Below are 23,357 nucleotides of genomic sequence, written 5' to 3'. Positions count from 1 at the left end.
ACCGCCCTTCGTGGCCGCGGCGGCCGCGCGCCGGGCGGCCGCCGCCGACGGCAGCGGCATGAAGTCCGCATACTCGCGTTCCAGATACGGCTGCGCATGCTCGAGCATGAAACGCCGGAACGCGACACAGGTCGGCGACAGTTGCTTCGACGTCAGATGCACGATCTGCCAGGTCCGTTCGAGCGGCGTGCCGTTCACGTCGAGCACCGCCAGCGCGCCGGCGCGCAATTCGAGCGGCAGCGTATGCAGCGACAGCAGGCTCACCCCCATCCCGGCCATCACCGCCTGCTTGATCGTCTCGTTGCTGCCGAGCGTCACGCAACGCGCGGGCGTAAACAGGTTCTGCCTGAACATATGCTCGACCACCGCGCGCGTGCCCGAGCCCGGTTCGCGCAGCAGAAACGTGTCGCCGGCCAGCTCCTGCAGATCGAAACGCCGCGCGTCGCGCAACGGATGATCGAGCGGCGCGATGATCACATGCGGATGCCGCGCGAGCGGCTCTGCCGTGGTGCCGAGTTCCGGCGGCGGCCGTCCCATGATCGCGAGATCGGTTGCGTTGTCCTGCAACAGGCGCAGCAGCGTCTCGCGATTGCCGACCGAAAAATGCACGTCCACCTTCGGGTATTGCCGCGAATACAGCGCGAGCAGTTTCGGCGCGAAATAGGTCGCCGAGCTGACGATGCTGACCGCGATCGTGCCGCTATCCGCTTGCGCGAGCGACGTCATCGTGTCTTCAATGTCCTTGATCTCGCCGATGATGCGGCTCGCGTGATGCGACAGCCGCTCACCCGCTTCGGTCAGCGTAAGCCGCCGCGACACGCGCTCGAAGAGCGGCAAGCCGAGCGCCTCTTCGAGCTGGCGAATCTGCATCGACACCGCGGGCTGCGACAGATGCAACTCTTCGGCCGCGCGCGCGAAGCTCGGCAGACGGCTCGCGATCACGAAGATCTGCAATTGCCGAAGCGTCAGCGCGCGGATCAGGTTCATGTGCGGTTAGCGGCTCGCCCGCGGGCCGTTCGGCGGCGGGGCAGGCGCGCCATGTTCCGGAGGCGGCAGTTTGCGCAGCGCGCCCTGGAACGCGAGCGTCTCGACGAGCCGCGGATGCGCGAAATCGCTGTTTTCGCCGGGCACTTCGGTGCGAATCAGCGAGACGCCGCCGGGCACATCGTCGGCGAACACAAACGTATAGCGCTTGCCGACGTAGTCCGGAAAGCGCTGTGCGTTCGGGTCGTTCAGATAAGGTTGAATCTCGATCTTGTGCGCCTTCACGGGCTTGCCGTTCGCATTGCTCGTGACCTCCGTGACCGGCGGGTTCGCCGCGAGCGCGAGGCGCACACGCTTCTGGAAATAGCGGCGCTGGCCGCCAGTCCACTGCTCCATCTCGGCAATATCGTGCTCGAGGAAATACAGGATCACCGGATTGCACGGCAGCCCGCCGGACGGCACCTTGACCTCGCCGCTGCGGTCGCTGACGCTGGCATTGCTCGCCGAGTTATCGGGGCTCTGCACGAGTACGCGCACCGTGTCACTGGCCTTTTCGGGCGGCTTCGACAGGATCATCGAGTAGTCGAGCTCGGTCTGCGCCGCGACGCCGCGCAGATGCGGCGTCATGAACAGCATGCGTTCGGCCGGTGTGATCGGACTGGACGGCGCATCGGCCGATGCCGGCGACGCCGCGGATGCGGCCGGCTTCGCGGCCTGCGCGACGGGCGGCAGCGCGACTGCCGCAAGCAGCAGCAGACCGCCCGTCAGTGCACGGGCAAGCGGTCGCATCGGCGCTCGCCGCATCGCGCCGCAACCGGCATTGCCGGACCGCGCATCCTTGTCACGCGCGTCCATCATTGCGGCGCATTCGACGCGACCGGCGCACCGGCAAGCGGCAACAGCGGCACGTCGTAGCTGGTCAGAATCGAGTTGATCGTATCCTGATGGGTCGCGATCCACTGATCGATCTTGTCGTGCCACGCCTTTTCGCCATAGCGCGTGCCCATTGCGATTTCATAATCGAAACGGATGCCCGGCTGCGGCGGGAACGGTACGAGCTTCACATCATTGCCCGCGCGCTTCGCGAAGTAACCGGCAATCGGCCCCCAGACGAACACCACGTCCACATTGCCCTGTTTCAGGTCGCGCTGGATCATCTCGCCGGGAAACGCCTGCGGATCGCCGCTTTGCGCCTGGTACGACACCGCCTGATCGATCAGGTTGTTCGCGAGCAGCCAGTCCACCGCGGGCGTCTGCGAGAAAATGCCCAGCCGCAGCTTCTTCAGCTGATCGGGCGGCAGCTTCAGCAAATCCGTCGGCGTGTTGATATTCGCGAGCTCCGGCTTCTTGATGAACACCATCGCGTAAGTGGAATGCAGATACGCACGCGTGGTCGACGTCATGTCATAGCCGTGCGGCACGCCGATGATCAGATCGCATTTGTATCGATCGGTATTGGGTTCCTTCTCGCGCAGCGTATGGCGCACGAAGCCCATGCGCTGCGGAAAGTACGTGTATTCGACCTTGTAGCCGAAGTCCTTCGCCATCGCTTCCGCGATCTTGTTCTCGTAGCCTTCGCCCTTGTCGTTCGACAACGGCAGGTTGTTCGGGTCCGCGCATACGCGCAGCACCTTGTCGGCGCCGTCGTTGTTCGGCAGCGACGGCGCGCCCTGCGCATGCGCGAACTGCATCGCGCCGCCCGTGCATGACAACACGAGCGCGGCGCGCATCAACAGGGCGAATCTTGTGCGGGTTTTTCGAGCGGACATGACAATCTCCGGAACGGGAAACATCGGAATACCGATAAAGCCGACGGCACAGTCCGCATCAGGTCATTTGTCGATCGGTTGCAGATCGCCTGGATTGATCTTGCCGTCGGAGCGCCCCTTTAGATACGAATAAAGGTTTTCCCAATTCTTTTGCATCATCTGGCTCGAACTGAAGTCGGGCATACCCTTGTCGATGCGCCCGCCGAATACGGTGCGATGAAATTCGTTCTTGTCGATCGTCTTGAATGCGTCGATGAGCGACGGGCCGACGAGGCCTTCCTGCTTCGCGCCGTGGCAGCGTTCGCAAGCCAGCGCGCGCCACGTTTTCCACCCCAGGTACGTATCGTTGTCGACCTTGTTGCCGTCCACCACCTTGTAGGCAACCGGTTTCATCTGCGGGGCATTGGTCTGTCCATAAGCAACCGGCCACGCAAATGCAGCCACTGCTAACGGCAACAACATAAAACGGCCTTTCATGCGTTCGTCCCCCATCCACTCTCGACTCCGATGGCCGGCCGGCCATCGTCATGCGCGCATACCGGGTGCCATCGCACCGCGGCATGCGCGCCTCCGGAATTCCGCATCGCACCTTTTCAGCGCACGCGGATCGTCACGTCACGAAGCCCGCCTCAGCTCGGGATCGCGAAGATAAACAGCGTGCCGCCGAGCGCCGTGTACTTCGCGAGTTCGCGATAGCCGCCGACTGCGCCCAAGCCTTCGGTCGACTTCTGCAGGCCCGCTGCCATACCGATGCCGGCCCAGCCGCCGATGCCCGAATACACGCCGACGAACTGCTTGCCGTTGTACTGATACGTGAACACGTTGCCGATGATCCCGGACGGCGTCTTGAACTTCCACAGCTCCTTGCCGTCCTTGATCCGCACCGCCTTGATGTAGCCTTCGAGCGTGCCGTAGAACACCACGCCGCCGGCCGTGGCGAGCGCGCCGGACCACACCGAGAACTTCTCCGGCTTGGACCAGACGATCTTGCCCTTCGACGCGTCCCACGCGATGAAATTGCCCATCGCGCCGTTCTCGTTCGGCCCCGGGAACATCGACAGCGTTGCGCCGACATACGGCTGTCCTGACACGTAATCGACGTCGAACGGCTCGTAGTCCATACAAACGTGATTGGTCGGCACGAGGAAGAGACTCGAGTTCGGATCGAACGATGCGGGCTGCTGGTCTTTCGAGCCGAGCGCGGCCGGACAGATGCCCTTCACGTTGTGGTCGGGGCCGGCCTTTTGCGTCGAGTAGCTCGCGTTGCGGATCGGCAGACCGCTCTTCAGGTCGACGCTTTCCGCCCAGTTCACCGCCGGGTCGTACTTGCTCGCCACCAGCAGCTGGCCGGTTTCGCGATTCAGCGTATACCCGAAGCCATTGCGGTCGAAGTGCACGATGGCCGGCTCTTTCTTGCCGTTGATCGGAATGTCGGCGAGGATCATTTCATTCACGCCGTCATAGTCCCACTCGTCGTGCGGAGTCATCTGATACACCCACTTCGCCTTGCCGGTGTTCAGATCGCGCGCGAAGATCGACATCGACCATTTATTGTCACCGGGGCGTTGCGTCGGGTTCCATGTGCCCGGGTTGCCGGTGCCGTAGTAGACAAGATTCAGCTTGGGGTCCCACGCATACCAGCCCCACGTGGTGCCGCCGCCGAGTTTCCACTGGTCGCCCTTCCAGCTCTTTAACGAAGAGTCCGCACCGACCGGCACCATCTTGCCGTCCGTGTAGGTCATCGTCGCGTTCGGGTCGATCAGCATCTCGTTGTCGGGGCCTGTGCTGTAGGCTTTCCAGACCTCCTTGCCGGTCTTGATGTCGTAAGCGACGAGGCGCCCGCGCACGCCGAATTCGCCGCCCGAAATGCCGGTGAGCACCTTGTCGCCGAACACGTGCGGCGCATTGGTGTTGGTTTCACCCGCCTTCGGATCGCCGTTCTTCGCGGTCCACACGACGTCGCCGGTCTTCGCGTTCAGCGCGACGAGCGTCGTGTCGGCCTGCTGCAGGAAGATCTTGCCGTCGCCATACGCGAGCCCGCGGTTCACCGTATCGCAGCACATCACCGAAATGACCTGCGTGTCCTGCTTCGGCTCGTACTGCCAGAGGAAGGTTTGATCCTTCAGGTTGATCGCGATCACCTTGTTCGGGAACGGCGAATGAATGTACATCGTGTCGCCGATCACGAGCGGAGAGCCTTCGTGACCGCGCAGCACGCCCGTGGACATCGTCCATGCGACCTGCAGCTTGCCTACGTTACTTTCGTTGATCTGCTTGAGCGGGCTATAGCGGTGATTGGCATAGTCGCCAGCCTGTGATGCCCAGTTGGATGGGTTCTTCAGCAGCGAATCGAGCTGCGGATCGGCGTGTGCGAAGAAAGAACTCAGTGCCGTTGCCGCAGCCACCGCCAGTCCGAGAACCAGGGTGCGTACGTTCATGTCTCCTCCAGATTTGGGTAAACCGTCCACCTCACGATGACACGCTACCGCGCTGCACCAGCCGCGCCGTCCGGATGCGGGTAACGAGCGAAACCAAGCCGGGTTCATTGCCCAGCTCATGCGTATGAAGGCTGATCGCATATTCCATGCCGACCGTGCGCATCGGGGGTGTACCGCGCTTAACGGCGTCAACGTGTGCCGCTTCGCTTCGGATGACGATACATACTGTGTCAAATACGCGATACATTGAGGACGTCCAGCGCGCGTGCGCTTGCAGGTCCGCTTGTCGGTCCGCTTGCAGGTCCGCTTTCAGGTCGGTGTGCCGGTCCGTTTCCGGTCCGCTCGCATGCCGGTCACGCGCCGTCCTATGTCAATCACATCAGTCGAGGTCAGTCATGGCGCAAACCGAGCGGGTGTATTCCGATGACGAAGTGCGGGAGCGGCTCAAGGGTGCATTGCAGCACTGGTATATGGAAGACGGCTGGTTGCGGCGCAAGTACCGCACCGAAAGCTGGAAGGGCACGTTGATGGTGGTCAACACGGTCGGGCATCTCGCCGAAGCCGCATGGCATCACCCGGACCTGACCGTGTCCTATGCGTTCGTGATCGTCAAGCTCAAGACGCATACGGCCAAAGGCATCACGGACAAAGACTTCGCGCTCGCGAACAAGATCGAAGACGTGATTCAGTGGCAGCCGGGCAACGAAGGCGGCCCGCTCGAAGGCACACCCGCCGACGATCAGCGCTTCCGCTATATCAAGTACGACGCGCCGAAGAGCTGAGCGCGGGAACTGGCCAATTCGCGCCCAACCCGCGACCTGAACGCGACCTGAACACGGCCAAACCGCGACGAAACATCAACCCATTAGCGTCGGCACCGCAGTGACAAAGCGGCCGCATGGGCGGCGGCGCGGTGTGTCCCTGCGCGTGCGTGGTACGGCTTTTGCCTTGCTGTTGCCGAATGCAGCCCAGGTGGATTGCCGCTCACGATGCCGCTCGGGTTGCGGCTCAGGATGCGGCTCATGCAGCCGCCTGCGCACGCGCAACATGGGCCGCACCACGACTTCGCAAGCACACTCCCGGACACACTTGCCATGCCGATTGACTCTGACCGTTTAGCGCCGCTGTCGGCCGTGACCGTCGACGCGCCGGCCCGTTTGCATCTGGGCTTTCTGGATCCGAGCGGCTCGCTCGGGCGCGCGTTCGGCAGCATCGGACTCGTCATCGAAGGTCGCGGCACGCGCGTGACCGCGCGGCTTGCCGACGACACCACCCATATTGCGGATGCGTGCAGCGACGCGCAGCGCGCGCGGGTCGCACAGTATCTCGAGCGATTGCATCACGCATGGGGTGGCCCGCCGGTCGCCATCGACATCGAGCAGGCGCCGCGTGCGCATTGCGGTCTCGGCTCCGGCACGCAGCTCGCGCTTGCGGTCGGCACCGCGTTTGCGCGGCTCGCCGGCGTGCCCGCGACCAGCGATACGATCGCGCGGCTGCTCGGACGCGGCGCGCGCTCCGGCATCGGCGCGCTCGGCTTCGATCATGGCGGGCTGATCGTCGACGGCGGCCCCGCGCGCGGCGCGCGACCGCAGGATGCGCGCATGCCGCCGTTGCTGTGCCGGCAGCCGTTTCCGGATGCATGGCGCGTCGTGCTCGTCGACGACACCTCCCGCGAAGGCCTGCATGGCGATGAAGAACGGCGCGGCCTCGCATCGCTGCCGCCGTTTCCGCAGACGCTCGCCGCGCACCTGTGCCATCTGCTGATGATGCGGGTGCTGCCCGGCATCGCGGAGCAGGACTTCGACGCGTTCGCGGACGGCATTAGCGCGGTGCAGCAAACCATCGGCGAATACTTCGCGCCCGTGCAGGGCGGCGTGTATTCGAGCCCGGCGGTCGCCCGCGCGATCCAGGCCATCGCGAACCAGCAGAAGGCCGGCATCGGCCAGACGTCGTGGGGCCCAGTCGGCTTTGCGTTCGTGCGCAGCGGCGACGCGGCGGAACGCGCGCTGGCCGCCGCGCGCGCGGCGACGCGCGATACGCCGTCGGTCGTCTACGCGGCGACCGTCGCGCGCAATCGCGGTGCGACGCTGGCCGTCGCGCACACACATGGTTGCGGAGTCAACGTCGGATGACGCTGTACGCGCACCATTGTCCGACGCCCAACGGAACCGAAACCCCAAGCTCCCTTTGATATCACCCACTGCCATGTCCGAAGCTACCGAAAGGCCATACATCCTGCATATGTTCACAGCCACGCCGCAGATGAGTCCGTTCGACGTCAATATGGCGGCCGACGCGGGCTACCAGATCGTCGTGCCGTACTGCAATGTCGACGCGAGCAATGTCGTGCAGTTGACGCAAGACGCGATCTTTTCGCGCGGGCCGAAAGGCGTATCGCGCACCGGTATCTTTATCGGTGGACGCGACGTGATGCTCGCTGCCGATATGCTCGAAGACGCGCGCCAGGCGATGGTGCCGCCCTTCGAGGTCTCGGTGTTCGCCGATCCGAGCGGCGCATACACCACCTCCGCCGCGCTCGTCGCGCTGGTCGAGCGGCATCTGAAAACCGAGCACGGCGAAGAGTTCGGCGGCAAGCATGTGCTGCTGCTCGGCGGCACCGGCGCGGTCGGCCGCGTGTCGGCCGCGCTGATCGCCTCGCTCGGCGCCGACGTCAGGATTGCGAGCCATTCGGACGCGGCGCGCGCGCAGCGCGTGAGCGACGAAGTCAACCAGCGCTTCAGCACGACGACAGCCGGCATCGGCGTCGGCACGCCTGACGCGCTGCACGCGGCGCTCGCGCAAGCGGACGTCGTGATCGGCACCGCGGCGGCCGGCGTGCAGGTCGTCGCAAGCGCGGACCTCGCGCATGCGCAGCGCATGCGCGTTGCCGCCGACGTCAACGCGGTGCCGCCCGAAGGCATCGCCGGCGTCAACGTGATGGACAACGGCAAGCCGCTCGCCGGCGCTGCACGGCCCGATGCGGTCGGTATCGGCGCGCTCGCGATCGGCAACGTGAAATACCAGGTCGAGCATCGGCTGTTTCTGCGCATGCGCACCGGCGGCAAGCCGGTGTATCTCGGCTTCGCGGAAGCATTCGACGAGGCTCGCGCGATCGTCGCCGGCCGCGACTGACACCGGCCACCGGACGATGCGCGCGAGGCTTCCGGCTCGACCTTCGCCGCGTGCCGCGGCACGGCCGTACGCGCACGCGTACGACATTCGCGTGCCGTTCGTCGCGATCGCGGGACTGTCCGCGCGGCTTTTCACCGAATCGGCGGCGCGCTCGCGACTGAACGTCGCGGCACTCGATCTGTTTGGCGACCGCGATACGCGGCAATGCGCAAAGGTCTGGCTCGACATCGGCGGCACGGGCCTGGCGGTCGACCCCGACAAGCTCTTCGATGCGCTCGCGCGCGTCGCGCGGCTGCCACGCATGCTCGGGCTGATCGCGGGCAGCGGACTGGAGCCTTTCGCACGCGCATTGCATGAACGGCCGGATATGCCGCGATTCATCGGCAACGAGATGCAAACGATCGCGGCGGTGCGCGACCCGCGGCGCTTCTTTACGCTGCTCGATGAATTGGGCATCGCGCATCCGGAGGTATCCTTCGCGCAACCGGCTGACACACACGGATGGCTCGGCAAGCGCGCCGATGGATGCGGCGGCACGCATATCCGTGCGGCAAGCGAACCGGACGCCGCCGCGCCGCCCGATTACTTCCAGCGCCTCGCTGCCGGACGCTCGATGTCGGCGCTGTTTATCGCCGCAGGCGGCCGTGCGGTGACGATCGGCTTCGCCGACCAACTGAGCGCCTCTCACCACGCATTGCCGTTCGTGCATACGGGCTCGCTCGGCCCGATCGACCTGCCGGCGTCTATCGCCTCGCGCATCGACGGCATCGTGCATGCGCTCGTCGCGAAGACCGGACTCGTCGGCATGAACAGCCTCGACTTCCTGCTCGATGGCGATACGGTGAACGTGCTCGAAATCAATGCGCGGCCCTCGTCGACTGCCGCGCTCTACGAAATCGCATCGCCCGCCGCGTGGCCGCATGGACTGCTCGCCGCGCATCTCGACGCCTGTCTCAAAGGCCGCTTGCCGCGGCAGCCGGCGCGCAGCGCGCCGGACCGCTATGCCGCACAGCGCGTTGCATTCGCGCCCTTCAGCTTCACCGTCACGCAGCGCCTGAGCGACGCGCTGTTCGCCGCGCCATCGTGCCGCGACGTGCCGCAGCCTGGCATGCGCATCGCGGCCGGCGAACCGGTCTGCACGCTGATCGCGACCGCCGCGGCCCCCGCGCGGCTCTGCGGCGAACTGGAGCGGCAACACACGCGTCTCATCGAACTGATCGACACTTGCCACGAGTCCCACGATGACCTCACCCAACGAACCGGCTGATCCTTCGCATGCGCGCAGCAACACGCTGAGCGTCAACCAGCTCGCCGAACCGCTCGTCGCGCAACTGATCGCCGATGCGGCGCGGCTGCGCATCGACGTGTCCCGCACCGCATCCGGCACGACGATGGTCGACGCGGGCGTCGCCGTGCGCGGCAGCGTCGCGGCCGGCGTGCAGATCGCGCGCATCTGCATGGGCGGCCTCGGGCACGTCGCGCCGCGTGTTGCGCTCGAGCGCGAGCCGCTGTGGCCGACGATGATCGAAGTGCATACGTCGACGCCGGTGCTCGCGTGCCTCGGCAGCCAGTACGCGGGATGGAGCCTGTCGGCCAGCAAGGAGCAGAACAACGGCAAGAAGTTCTTCTCGCTCGGTTCGGGCCCGGCGCGCGCGCTCGCGTTCAAGGAACCGCTATTCGACGAACTCGGCTACCGCGACCGGCACGATGCCGGCGTACTCGTGATGGAAGTGCATCAACTGCCGCCGCAAGCGGTGATCGACAAGGTGCTGAACGACTGCGGCCTTGCGCCCGAGCGTCTGACGATCATCGTCACGCCGACACAATCTCTGGCGGGAACCGTGCAGGTGGTCGCGCGCGTCGTCGAAGTCGCACTGCACAAGGCGCATGTGATCGGCGCGCCGCTGGACGACATCGTCGAGGCGAGCGGCATCGCGCCGCTGCCGCCGCCCGCGCCCGATGCGCTCGCCGCCATGGGTCGCACGAACGATGCGATCCTGTACGGCGGCCGCGTGCATCTGACCGTCACCGGCGATGCGCTCGCACGGCGTCTTGCCGCGGAACTGCCGTCGTGGAATTCGCGCGATTACGGCCGCGCGTTCGCCGATATCTTCGCGTCGTTCAACCACGATTTCTATCAGATCGACCCTGCGCTGTTCGCGCCGGCCGAGGCGTGGATCAGCAGCCTCGAGAGCGGCGCGACCTATTACGGCGGACGGCTCGACGACGCGTTGCTGCATCGGCAGTGGGACGGCGCGGCGGACCCGCTCGCGTCGAGCGCGCCACCCTCCGCTGCGGCCGACTCAGGCGACACGGCGGGCACGCCATGAGCGAGACCGTGTTCGGCGCCGGCCTGCGCGTCGCGATCATGACCGACGAAACCGGCTGGCATACCGCACGCCTGAAAAAAGCGTTCCGCGCGCGCGGCGTCGACGCACGTTGCATCGACCTCGCCGCCTGCCGGATCGATACGACATGGCAACCGTACGGCCTCGCGCTGCCCGGCTTCGGCCACACCCTGCCCGATGCCGTATTCGTGCGCGGCATTGCGGGCGGCACATTCGAACAGGTGACACTCCGGCTCGGCGTGCTGCACGCGCTGCGCGAATGCGGCGTACCGGTCTATAACGACGCGCGCGCGATCGAGCGCAGCGTCGACAAATCGATGACGAGTTTTCTGCTGCACCGCAACGGCGTGCCGACGCCGCCGACATGGGCCGGCGAATCGGCCGCGTTTGCGCAGCGCGTGCTGATGCGCGAAACCGCGGCCGGACATCAGGTCGTGCTGAAGCCGCTATTCGGCTCGCAAGGCAAAGGCTTGCGACGGCTCGGCGCGAGTGCGCGCGGCGATGGCACGCTGGTGCCGTTGCCGTCGCTCGCGCGCTATCAGCAGGTCGCGTATTTGCAGCGTTTCGTCGGCCGTTCGGCGCAAGCGCGAACGGCGCGCGAGGCCGGCCCGGCGTTCGACTGGCGCGTGCTGGTGATCGGCGGGCGCGCGGTCGCGGCGATGCGGCGCAGCGGCGGCCGTGGCTGGATACACAACGTCGCGCGCGGCGCGCATTGCGAACCGGCCGAGCTCGACGAGACCCTCGCGCAACTCGCGGTGCGCGCGACACATGCGCTTGGACTCGACTATGCGGGCGTCGATCTGATTCCGCCACCTGTATCATCCGACGCGCCAGACGCACCCGGCGCGAGTCCGCTCGTACTCGAAGTCAACGGCGTCGCCGCATGGCGCGGCCTGCAAACAGTCACGCCGTTCGACATCGCCACGGCGCTCGTCGACGATCTGCTCGACCGCAGGCTCGCGGCCACCATCCCGCCCACCGCGCCGATGCGCCATGCAAGCCTCTGACGATCCGCTCGTGCTCGCACGTCATGCGTTCTTGCGCGCGTGCAGCCTCGACGTGGAAACGCGCAAACCGGGCAATGTCAGCGCGTATAGCGCCGGGCACCAGATGGATGCGCAGCAGTTCATCGCGAGCGCCGCCGCGAGTGCGCCCGCGCTGTTCGCGCACCGTACCCCCGTCGGCTCGCGCATGCTCGACGCGGTGATGCGCACACAGCAGGCGGCCGGCTGCAACACGAACCTGGGCATCGTGCTGCTGGTCGCACCGCTCGCCGCCGCGCTCGAAGAGCCCGGCAGCCTGCGCAGCGCCGCACACTGGCGCGACGCGAACCAACGCGTGCTCGCCGGTCTCACGGTCGACGACGCACGCGCCGCCTACCTCGCAATCCGCGCGGCAAACCCCGGCGGCCTCGGCGACGCGTCCGAACAATCGGTGCATGCGCAACCGACCATCGATCTGCGCAGCGCGATGCGGCTCGCGGCGACACGCGACAGCATCGCGCGCCAATACGAGAACGGCTTCGCCGACGTGTTCACGACCGGACTCGACGCGATCGCCGGCCTGCTACAGATAAACCCTGATGCGACGCCCGAGACCATCACGCTCGATGTGTTTCTTACGTTCCTCGCCCGATGGCCCGACTCGCACATTGTGCGCAAGCAGGGTGTGACGGTGGCGCAAAGTGTCACGCGCGAAGCGGGCAAACGGCACGCACAGTGGCGTCTTGCACCGCACGGTCCGCAAGCGGCGCGGCTCGATGCGTGGGATGCCGAATTAAAGCGGGAAGGCATCAATCCGGGCACGAGCGCCGATCTGACCGTCGCCACGCTGTTTGTCGCGATCTGTCTTGCACCGCAGCGCTTTCTGCGCGATGCGGCCGCACCTGAAGGGCCGTGAATTGGCACGCTTCCTGTTAGACGAAGTGATGGCGTTTTTCTCCGCTCGCCTGCGCGGCACACCGCCGTGCATCGCGAGCCACCCCCGCGTCGACAGATCCAACTTTATCGGAGGAACAGCATGGCCAAGATAAACCGCGTCCTGGTAGGCGAATCGCTCATCGGCGACGGCAATGAGGTCGCTCACATCGATCTTCTGATCGGACCGCGCGGGTCGGCTGCCGAAACCGCGTTCTGCAACGCACTCACCAACAACAAGGACGGCTTCACTTCGCTGCTCGCGGTGGTCGCTCCGAACCTGATGACCAAGCCGAACACGGTGATGTTCAACAAGGTGACCATCAAGGGCGCCAAACAGGCGGTGCAGATGTTCGGCCCCGCGCAGCATGCGGTCGCGCTGGCGGTCGCCGATTGCGTCGAGGACGGCACGATTCCGAAGGATGAAGCGGACGACCTCTTTATTTGCGTCGGCGTGTTCATCCACTGGCAGGCCGAGGACGACAAGAAGATTCAGGAATTCAACTACAAGGCGACACGCGAGGCATTGCAACGCGCGGTAGCGGGCGAGCCGAGCGCAGCGGAAGTGGTGTCGAAGAAGAGTTCGGCTGCACACCCGTTCGCGCCGAACTGAACGTCGATGCCTGAATGCCGTCCAGCAAAGCCGCGCGGCGACAGCGGTCCGGCGCGCGGCTCGCATGGCATCGGCTGACCATCATGGTGTTTCGATAAGAGGTCCTCGCATGACTTCACGTTGTCGCACGCGGCTCGCGCTCCTTTCTCTCGCTTGCGCCGCGTGCCTGCCGCTCGCCGCACTGGCCGGCGGCCCGGCATCCGGCGCTTCCGCCAGCAAGGCGCCCGCGCAAGGCTACAACTATCCGACCGAGGGACGCGTCGAATACGTGCTCGGCTGCATGGACGAAAACGGCCACGATTTTGCGAACGTCTACAAGTGCTCATGCACGATCGACAAGCTCGCCGCGCAACTGCCGTACGACGATTACGTCGAGCAATCGACCTTCTCGAAGTACGCGACGATGGGTGGCGAAGGCGGCGCCGAATTCCGCATGGACAAGGCGCGCGCGCAGACGAAGAAATTCCGCACCTTGCAGCAGACTGCGTACGATCAGTGCGGCTTAGGTAAACCCGCATCGTCCGCGGCGGCGAAATAGCGCCGCCGCGCCGCTCAATCGGGAATCAGCCCTTCGCCAAGCGACGCGCATGCGCCCCAGACGCTGCGCGTTTCGCTGCGCCGGCGCTCGATCAGCACGCCGACCGCGGCGACGTCGTCGAACTTCGCGGGTTTGCTGAGCGACACGCGAACCCAGTGCGCGCCGAACGCGCTGATCATCAATTGCGCGATCTGCTCGGCCAGTGCCTCCAGCAGTTGCACTTTGTGCGTTGCAAGAAGCGTATGCAGTTCGGTGCGCACCGCCGCATAGTTGACGGTATCCGTGATGCGATCGGTAGCGCATGCGCGAAGCCTCGGCACGCCGATCGCGAGATCGAGCCGCACCGGCTGCGCGGTGTGCAGCTCTGGCGCATCGATGCCGATCACCGTCTGGCCGGTGAAGCCTTCGATATACACGATGTCCAGCGCAGCGCGGACCAGTGTCTCGGTCATCGTCTCGCCTTCGGCGAACCGTCCGTTCATATCGGCAAGCGGTACGTCGATCGGTTGCCGGGCCGCGCGAATTGCATCGAAACGCTCCATATGGGTCACTCCGCTACCTGTGGTGCTGGAATCATGTGAGTGCAGATCCTGACCGCCCGCGTTGCGCCATGCATATCAAATATGAAGGATGCGCAAAGAGCAGTCTGTGACACCAAGCAAAAAGCGCGCACGCAATGAGGTCCTTATAAGACTACTTATTGATGACGGGCGCTATCGGTTGTAGAGTGTTCGGCAACGGGCAATGAAGCAGGTGCCTACAATCGTCTGCTGTCTGCTGTGGCTTGGCGGACGCGCGGCACAGATCGCGCGGCGCACAGGGGAATAGACACACATATAAAGGCGTCGGCGCGCCGCTCGCACGGTGCGGACAGGCCGAACGCAATGGAGACGCCCCAACATGTCATCGCTCGCTGACATCAATTCGCATGTCCGTGATGTTCTGAATACGGTTCACAACCAGTCGCCCGTGCGTCATACGAGCGACTCGGTCGCGCAATCGTGGACGCGTTGCCTGAACGAGTTCGGTCTCGATCCGGGCCGCTTCATCATGCCGCCGGTGCTCACGCAGCATGAGCTCGCCGCGCGCCGTGAAGCCGCGAGCGATCTGATCGCATGCTCGAAGCTCGAAATGACCACGCTGTATCAGCAGCTCGCCGACCCGAGTCTCGCGGTCGTGCTGACCGATGCGGACGGCGTGATCGTGCATCAGGTGTCGTCGGTGCCGTTCGGCGAGGCTGTCGCCGCGGACGGCCTGCGCGTCGGCGCGGTGTGGAGCGAGCGCACCGCCGGCACGAACGGCATGGGCACCTGTCTGGCGGAGCGCGAGTGCCTCGCCGTCTATCAGCACGAACATTTCTATCCGCGCTATACGTCGCTGACCTGCTCCGCCGCGCCGATCTTCGACGATCGCGGCACGGTCGCCGGCGTGCTCGACGTGACGAGCCGCTCGAAACTGCTGCAGCAGCATTCTCTGGTGCTGGTCGGCATGTCGCGGCAGATGATCGAAAACCGGCTGATCGACTCGCGCTACCGGCGCGCGAACATGATCCACTTCCACAGCCGGCCCGAATTCGTCGGCACGCTGCACGCGGGCAAGCTCGCGGTCGACGATGAAGGCGTGGTGCTCGCGGCGAGCCGCAGCGCGCTGTTCCAGCTCGATCTGCGTTCGCCGGAGCAGTTGTGCGGCAAGCGCATCGAAGAAGCGTTCAACGCGAGCCTCGAAGACATGATCGCGCGCAGCATTCGCGGTTCGTTTCATCCGGTAACCGTCTACGGCGCGCATACGAACAACCGCTTCTTCCTCGTCGCGCAAACGCCGCGCGATGCGACCACCTTTGCGAGCGCCTTCCCGACCTTGCCCGCGACGCGCGCGGCCGGCGGCGATGCCACCCCGCGCGCGCGCACGGCAAAGAGCAAGGACACGCGCGCACCGGCAAGCGGGCGCCTCGACAAGCTGTCGCAACTCGAATTCGGCGACCCGCGGATGGCCTCGCAAATCCAGCTCGCGGCGCGCGCGATCCAGCGCAAGATTCCGATCATCCTGCGCGGCCAGACCGGCACCGGCAAGGAAGTCTTCGCGAATGCGCTGCACAGCATCAGCCCGAACAGCGGCGGCAGCTTTGTCGCGGTGAACTGCGCATCGCTGCCGGAAAACCTGATCGAAAGCGAGCTGTTCGGCTATCGCGCCGGCGCATTTACCGGCGCGCAGCGCGAAGGACGGCGCGGCAAGATCGTGCAGGCGAACAACGGCACGCTGTTTCTCGATGAAATCGGCGATATGCCAATGGCGCTGCAAGCGCGCCTGCTGCGCGTGCTCGAAGAACACGAGGTCTCGCCGCTAGGCACCGAGACCACGACGAAGGTCGATTTCCAGCTGATCAGCGCGAGCCACCGTAACCTGATGGATCTCGTGCAGCGCGGACTCTTCCGCGAAGACCTGTATTACCGGCTAAGCGGCATCGAAATCAATCTGCCCGCGCTGCGCGAGCGCGCGGATATCGGCGCGCTGATCGAGCATCTGCTGGACAGCGAATCGGACAAGGCGCCGCCGCTCAGCATCGAAGCGCGCCAGGCGCTGCTCAACTATGCGTGGCCTGGCAATATCCGCCAGTTGCGGCACGTGCTGCAAATGGCGATTGCGTTGTGCGACGGGCCGGAGATCCGCTGCGCGCATCTGCCGCCGGAAATCATGCAGGCCAACGGCGCGCCGGCGACCGTTGCGCGTGCAACGGAACCGCCTGGCGGTATCCCGGATATGCTCGCGCTGCCGGACGATTGCGACGTTTCGTCGCTCAACGCGATCCAGATCAAGGAACGCGAAACGGTGCTGGCGATGCTCGACGAGCACCGCTGGAACGTCAGCAATGTCGCGAAGACGCTCGGCATCAGCCGCAACACGTTGTACCGGAAGATGCACAGACTGTATATCCGGCTGTCGCACGACACGCCGTCCACGTCGCCGCTAGACGATGTGTGAGGTACGGCTGACCTCGCGGCCCGATTCGCGGCTCGACTTGCGGCTCGACTTGCGGCTCGACTTGCAGCTCAACTCGCGGCTGAACCATCCATGAGCGCGCCGTCGCCTGCCCGCCGCCCCGGCGAATTCCGTCCCGACGCGCGCTTTGCCTGGTGCGTGACGGGTTCCGGTCACCTGATCGAAGAATCGATCGACCTCGCGCTACAGCTGCCCGATGTCGATATGTTCCTTTCCGCGGCCGGCGAGGAAGTGCTGCCGCTATATGGATGGCCAGTCGCGAAGCTGCGCGAACGCTTTCGCGTGATGCGCGACAACAGCGCGAGCAGCGTGCCGGTCGGCATGCTGTACGAAGGCCTTTATCACACAGTGGTGATTGCGCCCGCAACCAGCAATACGGTGGCGAAATGCGCGTTCGGCATTTCCGATACGCTGCCGACCAATCTGTATGCGCAAGCCGGCAAGCAATGCGTGCCCGGCATCGTTTTCGCATGCGATACCGAGCCGACCGTGATTACGCAGAGTCCGCACGACTGGGTCGAGTTGCGGCCGCGCGCGATCGAACTCGAGAACGTCGAGCGGCTCGCACGCATCGAACACACCACCGTCGCGCGCTCGCTCGACGAACTGCGCGCCGCGCTCACGCAACGGCTGTCGACTCTCGGGCTCGCATGGAACACATCGTCTTCCTGACTGGCAGGCTCGCGGAAAAAAGCGTCGTGCAGGTGCTCGAAGATTTTGCGAATCCGCCGTTCACATGGGAGGTGCGCGAAATCGGCCTGCAGGTCGCCGGGCTGATGACCGCCGATCTGATCCGCCGGCGCGTGGCGGCGCCGCTCGACGCGGACCGCCTGATCGTGCCCGGCCGCTGCCGCGGCGATCTGGACGCGCTGACCGCGCATTTCGGCGTACCGGTGCAGCGCGGCCCGGAGGAGATCAAGGACTTGCCGCAATTCTTCGGACAGCAGGCCCGCAAGCTGGACCTGTCGCGCTACGAGACCGACATTTTCGCGGAGATCGTCGATGCGCCGCGGCTCGATCTCGACGGTATTGCCGCGCGCGCAAAACACTACGCTGATGAAGGCGCCGATGTGATCGACGTCGGCTGCCTGCCGGACACGCCGTTTCCGCATCTCGAAGACGCGGTGCGCATGCTGAAGGATGCGGGCTATCGGGTGAGCGTCGATTCGATGCTCAGCGACGAACTGCTGCGCGGCGGCCGTGCGGGCGCCGACTATCTGATGAGCCTGAATGCCGACACGCTGTGGATCGCGGACGAGGTGGCGGCCACGCCGATCGTCGTCGCGCGCGAGCCGCGCGATACCGCGTCGCTGCATGAGGCGATCGATACGCTGCTCGCACGCGGCAAGCCGTTTCTCGCGGATCCGATTCTCGACCCGATTCCGTTTGGCTTTGCGGCATCGGTCGCACGTTACGTCGCGCTGCGCGAACGCTATCCGCAGATCGCGATCATGCTTGGAATCGGCAACGTCACCGAATTGACCGAAGCGGATACGACCGGCATCAATGCCTTGCTGCTCGGTGTCGCGGCCGAGTTGCATATCGCCGCGGTGCTGACCACGTCGGTCAGCCTGCATGCGCGACGTGCGGTGCGCGAAGCGGATGTCGCGCGGCGCATCATGCACGCGGCGCAACAGGCGCAGGTGCTGCCGAAAGGCATTTCAGGCGACCTTGCCGCGCTGCATGCGAAGCGTCCGTTCCCGTATAGCGCGGATGAAATCGCGCAATTCGCGGCCGGTGTGCGCGATCCGAATTTTCGTGTGCAAGTATCGGGCGACGGCATTCACGTGTACAACCGCGATGGTCATCTGACGGCTTCCGATCCGTTCGAGCTCTATCCGCAGTTGAAGGTCCAAAACGATGGCGGGCATGCGTTCTATCTGGGCGTGCAACTCGCGCGGGCAGAAATTGCGTGGCAGCTTGGCAAACGCTTCGATCAGGATGAACCGCTCGACTGGGGCTGCGCGGTCGATCGGCCGGAGCAGGATCTCATCGCCTGGCATCTGCCGGGGAGCACGAAGAAAAAAGGCTGACGAGACTCGAATTGTGCGTTGAATTCCCGCGCTTCGACGTCCGATGAATGGCTCACCCACGTTGAAAGAAAACGACGGTCGCATGACCGCCACCGCCTGTCCAGCCACCAGCCAGCACCATCATTCTTCGTCGGACGTCCGCCGGTGTTAAACACACGGCTGTCGCAATGCGGTGCAAAATCGGCGCCGGCGCCCGTGTCTACTCGCACCGCCGCGGCACCCAGTGCTGCGGCACCTGCCGTCGCCAGACCTTTCGAGCGACCTTTCGAGCGGTGGAGAGCCGTCCATTGCACGGGTGCGGTGTCCGCAATGACGCGTTTGTGGCCGCCGCGAAACAGGTCGGCCCGGCGAGAACCCGAAGCGATGGGTGACCTGGAACTATACTGGGGCACCTGGAGGTTTCAATGACCGATCAAGACAGACTGCATCCGCTACGTCCGCTCCTGAAAAACTGGATCTGGGAGCATGGCCGAGTCGGCACTCGCTTTCTCGACTGCGTTGATGGCGAAATCAAGTTTGATGAAGGCAAGAAATCGCGTTTCGCAGCCGAAGAATATATTTACGTGCCGCTCGCGAAAGATCGTGAAGTCGACGATATAGCCGCGGAGGGTCCTGCAATCCAGGAAGCGGGACTTGCCCGCTTTTTGCGGGCGGCGCAGCTGGGCGCGCCACAGGAAGCCGGCTCTGTCGCGGAGGTCCAGCGCGCGGTACAGGACTGCCTGGAACTCGGCCTGTTCAGCGCGTATCAACGGGAAGCGCGCGACGCGTTGGCCCGCTACGCGCAGGAGCCCATGTTCGAGGACGAAATCCGGGCGGCGGTTGTCGACGACATCCGGCGTATTTACGTCGGCATGCGGGAGCAACTGGCGCTGTACGATTTCAGTGTGCTCTACGGCTTGCCCACGCCGCTGTTGGTCAGCGAGATGCCGTTCATCGACTGGCGCGCGCACGCCAGTCCGGCACTTCCGTTTGTCTCGCTTCCGCTAGGACCTTACTGTCTGCTGGTCGGCGCGCCGTCGGGCAGAAAAAGCAAAATCGCGCCGGTGGTCTGGAAGGCCGCCGCCACGTTGGGCCCATTGAAGGATCACAACCGCTGGATCGCGCAACATGCCCGTCTGTGGCTGGTAGCAACCACGGATGACCAGCTCGTCGCGACACAAAGCCGTCTTGCTTTGGCGATGGGCTCAAAGCAGGAGGAGGCGAAGCCCTAGACGAAGTCTCGCGTAGAGCGAGCGGGTAGCGAAACAACCGGATGTTCGTCCGTTGAATGTCTCGCTTCCAGTCGCTCAAACATCAGGATGCAAATGACGAACCGGGCTGATCGACTCGAGCATCGTTGCGAGATGGAGGATGGTCGACTCGGCCTGCCAGCTGCCAACAATCTGAACATTGATCGGCAGCCCCTCCTCGCTTGTACCGAACCGCATCGAGATGCCGGGCAAGCCCGTGACGTTGAGCGGGACGGCCGCGCTCCTGATATAAGAGACCTCCACCGTCTGACCGTTGATGGTGAGTGCGTCGACGCCATGTTTGTGGGCCGGGATTGGCAACACCTGGGTAATCAACGCGTCGTACTTCGCAAAGAATTCGGCGTATCCGTCGCGCAGCCGCTCTACGGCCAGTTCGGCATCGATATAGTCCTGCATGGACACATCGGGCCGGGTGAGCATGCGTTGGGTCGTCCTGTACAGTTCGTCGTGGCTGCGCCCGGCAGTTGCTTCCGCGAATTCCCGCTTCATTTCCATGACGTGCAGACGGTTGAACACGTCATTGGCGAAGTCTCGCTCGAGCGCAGGTATACGTACCGGCTCGACAAGGCATCCGACGTCCTGCAACGCTTGCGCTGCCGCTTGAACAGTGGCGGCAACTTCGGAATCGACAGGCCCGAAGCCGGGTCCCACCATCCAGCCCACGCGCAACTGCCGATGCGGCGAGCGCCCCATTCCCGCGTCAAACGGAACTGCGCTGGTCGCGAAAGCGTCCAGGCCGTCGGGACCCGACAACTGCGAAAACGCGAGGGCGAGATCGCGAATACTGCGAGCCATCGGGCCAACATGCCAGAAGCGGCGCGGTGCGCGCGGCCAGATTCCTGTCATCGGCACGCGCCCGTGCGTCGCCTTGAGCGCGACGATCCCGGTTTGCGCAGCGGGTCCGCGCACGGAGTTGCCGAGATCCGTGCCGAGTCCGAGCGGCGACATACCGGCTGCTATGGCCGCCGATTCACCGCCGCTCGAGCCGCCCGGTGTGCGCTGCAGGTCCCACGGATTGTTCGAACGGCCGCTGAGAAGATTGTCGGTTTCAAATGAGAACGAAAACTCAGGCAGGTTTGTCTTCGCGAGCAGAATACCGCCGGCCTTTTTGATTCGGGCGACGCTGGTTGCGTCGGCATCCGGTATGCGTCCCTTGAAAACCAGCGAGCCGCGTTGGGTCGGCACACCCGCGGTGTCGATCGAGTCCTTCACGGTAAAGGGCACACCATGCAGCGGCCCAAGCTCATGACCTTGCAGCACCGCGGCTTCCGCTGTCTTCGCGGCCTTCAGCGCGTCGTCTGCGACCGTGACGATGGCGTTGACTTTGGGATTGACGGCTTCGATTCGATCGAGATGCGCCTGCATGACCTCGACCGGCGAAATCTCCCGTTTGCGGATCAGTTCAGCCAGCCCTGTTGCATCCTGATACAAGATCTCTGACTTCATAGTCGAATTCCGATGATTGATAAACCAGCAGATTGGCGGCCCAGCCCGCTTCCTCAGGAACGATAGCCAGTCTTCGCAGACGACGAACGCATTGCAATCGACATGCCGCCGATGTTGTTACCTAACGTTTGTTAGGTGAAACTTTAGGCCTTATAATCCCAGTCGTCAACTCCCGTTTTTCAGAGGATATCCCCGAAAAAGAGCGGAACTCACCGTGCTTGCCTTTGCTCTCAAAGCAGCCGTACCGAGTTCCGGGAAATATATGGCTTTCATTCATTTATTTGTTGTGTATATACACAGTAGAACGACATGAGCACTTCAACCGTCGCGCCTTTGCCGAATCCCATGGACCTGCCAACGAGCACGAAACTCTTTGCGTTCGGCATCATGTGTCTTGGCTTCTTCATGGCGACCCTCGATATACAGATTGTCGCGTCGTCGCTACGCGACATTGGCGGCGGACTCTCTGCGAGCCAGGACGAGCTGTCTTGGGTACAAACGTCTTATCTGATTGCGGAAATCATCGTCATTCCGATGTCGGGCTGGCTAACCCGAGTCTTCTCGACACGCTGGGTGTTCGCATTTTCCGCACTCGGGTTCACGATTACCAGCATGCTCTGTGGGCTCGCGTGGGACATCAACTCGATGATCCTGTTTCGCGGTCTTCAAGGGGCGCTTGGCGCCGCCATGATACCCACCGTCTACACAACCGTATTCGTGATCTTCCCACCGAAGCAGCGGCTCATCGCATCAACCACAATCGGTGCGCTCTCGACGCTCGCGCCGACCATCGGGCCAGTCATCGGGGGGTGGGTGACGGCCGAGTGGTCGTGGCACTGGTTGTTCTACCTGAACGTAGTACCGGGCATCATCGTCGCCGCAGTTGTGCCCCGGTATGTCAACTTTGACCGCGCGGATCTTTCCCTGCTCAAAAAGGGCGACTATCTGGGCGTATTGCTGATGTCCGGGTGCCTCGGTTGCCTTGAATATGTGCTTGAAGAAGGGCCGCGCAAAAACTGGCTCGGCGACGATGTGATTCTCACGTGTACGTGGGTCTGCGCCATATGCGGCTTCCTGTTCCTCGTGCACGCATTCACCGCCAAAGAACCCATTGTCGACCTGCGTGCGCTGGCTGTCCGGAACTTCGGAATCTGCAGCCTCCTGTCGTTCATCATCGGTATCGGCATCTTCTGCACGGTCTTTCTGACACCCGTGTTTCTCACGCGCGTGCGAGGCTTCGATTCGCTTCAAACCGGCATTGCGTTACTGTCCGTCGGATGCTTCCAGTTGCTCGGCATGGTGGTGTATACGCTGCTCGCGAAATACATCAGCATGCGTCATCTCATGATGATCGGTCTCGCGATGTTCGGCATCGGCTGCTACCTTTATGTACCGTTGACCAACGACTGGGGCTGGGAACAGTTGCTGCTTCCTCAGGCGCTGCGCGGATTCGGTCAGCAATTTGCCATTCCGCCCATCGTCATCCTCGCATTGGGGTCTTTGCCGCCTGAGCGGCTCAGAGCGGCGAGCGGGCTTTTTAATCTGATGCGAAATCTCGGCGGTGCGATAGGTATCGCGGTCGTCAGCACGATGCTGAACGATCGCCTGAATTTCCACTATGAAATTCTCGCGGAGCACGTCAGCGTCGGTCGACCGGTCGTCGGGGCGTTTCTGCAGCAGCAGGCTGAACGGCTCTCGCACGCAGCGGGCGACGCGCTCAATGCCGCCAACGCCAGTATGGGCATGCTGCAGTCCCTTGTGATGCGCGAGGCGCTCACGCTGACATTCGCCGACACATTCCTTGCCGTCGCGCTGTGCTTCGGCGTGGGGCTCATCTGCGCGTTCTTTACGCGGCCGATCGGCAATGCTGCGCCGCCGCCCGACGCGCACTGA

21 protein-coding genes are annotated in these 23,357 nt (G+C 64.2%); 14 read left to right on the top strand and 7 right to left on the bottom strand.

Annotation, left to right across the window (positions count from 1 at the left end; translation table 11 throughout):
• From HV675_RS22915 to HV675_RS22895, 5 genes are all read right to left on the bottom strand, one after another.
• Window positions 1–987: LysR family transcriptional regulator (locus HV675_RS22915; RefSeq protein WP_175113466.1), on the bottom strand; the 987-nt coding region annotated here is incomplete at its 3' end.
• A gap of 6 nt (window positions 988–993) precedes the next feature.
• The gene (locus HV675_RS22910) at window positions 994–1,773 is read right to left on the bottom strand and encodes a hypothetical protein (RefSeq protein ID WP_175113464.1); all 780 of its coding nucleotides are present in this window, start codon (window positions 1,771–1,773) and stop codon (window positions 994–996) included.
• A 65-nt stretch (window positions 1,774–1,838) separates the two neighbouring features.
• The gene (locus HV675_RS22905; protein ID WP_246270485.1) at window positions 1,839–2,675 is read right to left on the bottom strand and encodes a substrate-binding domain-containing protein; all 837 of its coding nucleotides are present in this window, start codon (window positions 2,673–2,675) and stop codon (window positions 1,839–1,841) included.
• Window positions 2,676–2,816: 141 nt separating this feature from the next.
• Complete coding sequence (locus HV675_RS22900; protein WP_175113460.1) at window positions 2,817–3,230, bottom strand: c-type cytochrome; 414 nt, start codon at window positions 3,228–3,230, stop codon at window positions 2,817–2,819.
• 152 nt (window positions 3,231–3,382) lie between these two features.
• Window positions 3,383–5,191 (bottom strand): methanol/ethanol family PQQ-dependent dehydrogenase, encoded by a 1,809-nt coding sequence (locus tag HV675_RS22895; RefSeq protein ID WP_175113458.1) that lies wholly within the window; start codon window positions 5,189–5,191, stop codon window positions 3,383–3,385.
• A gap of 395 nt (window positions 5,192–5,586) precedes the next feature.
• Here HV675_RS22895 and HV675_RS22890 point away from each other — a divergent pair, with 395 nt between their 5' ends.
• The 9 genes from HV675_RS22890 to HV675_RS22850 all read left to right on the top strand — a co-directional run bounded on the left by HV675_RS22890 (window position 5,587) and on the right by HV675_RS22850 (window position 13,738).
• A complete protein-coding gene (locus HV675_RS22890) occupies window positions 5,587–5,973 on the top strand; it encodes a 4a-hydroxytetrahydrobiopterin dehydratase (protein ID WP_175113456.1) in 387 nt (128 codons plus the stop codon).
• 312 nt (window positions 5,974–6,285) lie between these two features.
• A complete protein-coding gene (locus HV675_RS22885) occupies window positions 6,286–7,323 on the top strand; it encodes a beta-ribofuranosylaminobenzene 5'-phosphate synthase family protein (RefSeq protein ID WP_175113454.1) in 1,038 nt (345 codons plus the stop codon).
• 73 nt (window positions 7,324–7,396) lie between these two features.
• Window positions 7,397–8,323 carry an NAD(P)-dependent methylenetetrahydromethanopterin dehydrogenase gene (locus HV675_RS22880; RefSeq protein WP_175113452.1) on the top strand — a complete coding sequence of 309 codons (927 nt, stop codon included), beginning with the start codon at window positions 7,397–7,399 and terminating at the stop codon, window positions 8,321–8,323.
• 16 nt (window positions 8,324–8,339) lie between these two features.
• Window positions 8,340–9,590 carry an ATP-grasp domain-containing protein gene (locus HV675_RS22875; protein WP_175113451.1) on the top strand — a complete coding sequence of 417 codons (1,251 nt, stop codon included), beginning with the start codon at window positions 8,340–8,342 and terminating at the stop codon, window positions 9,588–9,590.
• A complete protein-coding gene (gene mch / locus HV675_RS22870) occupies window positions 9,565–10,653 on the top strand; it encodes a methenyltetrahydromethanopterin cyclohydrolase (RefSeq protein ID WP_175113449.1) in 1,089 nt (362 codons plus the stop codon). The genes HV675_RS22875 and mch overlap by 26 nt, the downstream gene beginning before the upstream one ends.
• Complete coding sequence (locus HV675_RS22865; RefSeq protein WP_175113447.1) at window positions 10,650–11,678, top strand: ATP-grasp domain-containing protein; 1,029 nt, start codon at window positions 10,650–10,652, stop codon at window positions 11,676–11,678. The genes mch and HV675_RS22865 overlap by 4 nt, the downstream gene beginning before the upstream one ends.
• The gene (locus HV675_RS22860; protein ID WP_175113445.1) at window positions 11,665–12,570 is read left to right on the top strand and encodes a triphosphoribosyl-dephospho-CoA synthase; all 906 of its coding nucleotides are present in this window, start codon (window positions 11,665–11,667) and stop codon (window positions 12,568–12,570) included. The genes HV675_RS22865 and HV675_RS22860 overlap by 14 nt, the downstream gene beginning before the upstream one ends.
• Before the next feature lie 120 nt (window positions 12,571–12,690).
• Window positions 12,691–13,200 (top strand): formaldehyde-activating enzyme, encoded by a 510-nt coding sequence (gene fae / locus HV675_RS22855; RefSeq protein ID WP_175113442.1) that lies wholly within the window; start codon window positions 12,691–12,693, stop codon window positions 13,198–13,200.
• A gap of 109 nt (window positions 13,201–13,309) precedes the next feature.
• A complete protein-coding gene (locus HV675_RS22850; RefSeq protein ID WP_175113440.1) occupies window positions 13,310–13,738 on the top strand; it encodes a hypothetical protein in 429 nt (142 codons plus the stop codon).
• Between the two features lie 14 nt (window positions 13,739–13,752).
• Here the strand turns inward: HV675_RS22850 and HV675_RS22845 are convergent, their stop codons facing one another.
• Window positions 13,753–14,220, bottom strand: coding sequence for a dihydroneopterin aldolase (locus HV675_RS22845; RefSeq protein WP_246270484.1), 468 nt, complete (start codon window positions 14,218–14,220; stop codon window positions 13,753–13,755).
• Window positions 14,221–14,638: 418 nt separating this feature from the next.
• Between HV675_RS22845 and HV675_RS22840 the strand changes: the two genes are divergently transcribed.
• The 4 genes from HV675_RS22840 (at window position 14,639) to HV675_RS22825 (ending at window position 19,979) form a co-directional block, all read left to right on the top strand.
• Entirely contained in the window at window positions 14,639–16,717 is a 2,079-nt protein-coding gene (locus tag HV675_RS22840) for a sigma-54-dependent Fis family transcriptional regulator (protein ID WP_175113436.1), read from the top strand.
• 90 nt (window positions 16,718–16,807) lie between these two features.
• On the top strand, window positions 16,808–17,407 hold the full coding sequence (locus HV675_RS22835; RefSeq protein ID WP_175113434.1) for a flavoprotein: 600 nt from the start codon (window positions 16,808–16,810) through the stop codon (window positions 17,405–17,407).
• Window positions 17,386–18,768, top strand: a complete 1,383-nt coding sequence (locus HV675_RS22830) for a DUF6513 domain-containing protein (protein ID WP_175113432.1) — start codon at window positions 17,386–17,388, stop codon at window positions 18,766–18,768. Before HV675_RS22835 ends, HV675_RS22830 begins: the two co-directional genes overlap by 22 nt.
• Window positions 18,769–19,172: 404 nt before the next feature.
• Window positions 19,173–19,979, top strand: a complete 807-nt coding sequence (locus tag HV675_RS22825; protein WP_175113430.1) for a hypothetical protein — start codon at window positions 19,173–19,175, stop codon at window positions 19,977–19,979.
• A 75-nt stretch (window positions 19,980–20,054) separates the two neighbouring features.
• Here the strand turns inward: HV675_RS22825 and HV675_RS22820 are convergent, their stop codons facing one another.
• Complete coding sequence (locus HV675_RS22820; protein ID WP_246270483.1) at window positions 20,055–21,449, bottom strand: amidase; 1,395 nt, start codon at window positions 21,447–21,449, stop codon at window positions 20,055–20,057.
• Between the two features lie 324 nt (window positions 21,450–21,773).
• Between HV675_RS22820 and HV675_RS22815 the strand changes: the two genes are divergently transcribed.
• Window positions 21,774–23,357, top strand: coding sequence for a DHA2 family efflux MFS transporter permease subunit (locus HV675_RS22815; protein WP_175113426.1), 1,584 nt, complete (start codon window positions 21,774–21,776; stop codon window positions 23,355–23,357).

It is taken from the genome of Paraburkholderia solisilvae, assembly GCF_902859875.1.
Classification (GTDB): Bacteria; Pseudomonadota; Gammaproteobacteria; order Burkholderiales; family Burkholderiaceae; genus Paraburkholderia; species Paraburkholderia solisilvae.
Note: the sequence above shows the minus strand (reverse complement) of the source record. Positions and strands in the feature narration are given on the sequence as shown.

Bases quoted from the DNA above. Each gene is read 5' to 3' on its own strand.
- HV675_RS22885 (WP_175113454.1), top strand. From the start codon at position 6,286: ATGCCGATTGACTCTGACCGTTTAGCGCCGCTGTCGGCCGTGACCGTC.
- HV675_RS22830 (WP_175113432.1), top strand. From the start codon at position 17,386: ATGGAACACATCGTCTTCCTGACTGGCAGGCTCGCGGAAAAAAGCGTC.
- HV675_RS22880 (WP_175113452.1), top strand. From the start codon at position 7,397: ATGTCCGAAGCTACCGAAAGGCCATACATCCTGCATATGTTCACAGCC.
- HV675_RS22910 (WP_175113464.1), bottom strand. From the start codon at position 1,773: ATGCGACCGCTTGCCCGTGCACTGACGGGCGGTCTGCTGCTGCTTGCG.
- fae (WP_175113442.1), top strand. From the start codon at position 12,691: ATGGCCAAGATAAACCGCGTCCTGGTAGGCGAATCGCTCATCGGCGAC.
- HV675_RS22845 (WP_246270484.1), bottom strand. From the start codon at position 14,220: ATGAACGGACGGTTCGCCGAAGGCGAGACGATGACCGAGACACTGGTC.
- HV675_RS22835 (WP_175113434.1), top strand. From the start codon at position 16,808: ATGAGCGCGCCGTCGCCTGCCCGCCGCCCCGGCGAATTCCGTCCCGAC.
- HV675_RS22875 (WP_175113451.1), top strand. From the start codon at position 8,340: ATGCGCGCGAGGCTTCCGGCTCGACCTTCGCCGCGTGCCGCGGCACGG.
- HV675_RS22815 (WP_175113426.1), top strand. From the start codon at position 21,774: ATGAGCACTTCAACCGTCGCGCCTTTGCCGAATCCCATGGACCTGCCA.
- HV675_RS22825 (WP_175113430.1), top strand. From the start codon at position 19,173: ATGACCGATCAAGACAGACTGCATCCGCTACGTCCGCTCCTGAAAAAC.
- HV675_RS22840 (WP_175113436.1), top strand. From the start codon at position 14,639: ATGTCATCGCTCGCTGACATCAATTCGCATGTCCGTGATGTTCTGAAT.
- HV675_RS22860 (WP_175113445.1), top strand. From the start codon at position 11,665: ATGCAAGCCTCTGACGATCCGCTCGTGCTCGCACGTCATGCGTTCTTG.
- HV675_RS22865 (WP_175113447.1), top strand. From the start codon at position 10,650: ATGAGCGAGACCGTGTTCGGCGCCGGCCTGCGCGTCGCGATCATGACC.
- mch (WP_175113449.1), top strand. From the start codon at position 9,565: ATGACCTCACCCAACGAACCGGCTGATCCTTCGCATGCGCGCAGCAAC.
- HV675_RS22905 (WP_246270485.1), bottom strand. From the start codon at position 2,675: ATGCAGTTCGCGCATGCGCAGGGCGCGCCGTCGCTGCCGAACAACGAC.
- HV675_RS22895 (WP_175113458.1), bottom strand. From the start codon at position 5,191: ATGAACGTACGCACCCTGGTTCTCGGACTGGCGGTGGCTGCGGCAACG.
- HV675_RS22900 (WP_175113460.1), bottom strand. From the start codon at position 3,230: ATGAAAGGCCGTTTTATGTTGTTGCCGTTAGCAGTGGCTGCATTTGCG.
- HV675_RS22850 (WP_175113440.1), top strand. From the start codon at position 13,310: ATGACTTCACGTTGTCGCACGCGGCTCGCGCTCCTTTCTCTCGCTTGC.
- HV675_RS22890 (WP_175113456.1), top strand. From the start codon at position 5,587: ATGGCGCAAACCGAGCGGGTGTATTCCGATGACGAAGTGCGGGAGCGG.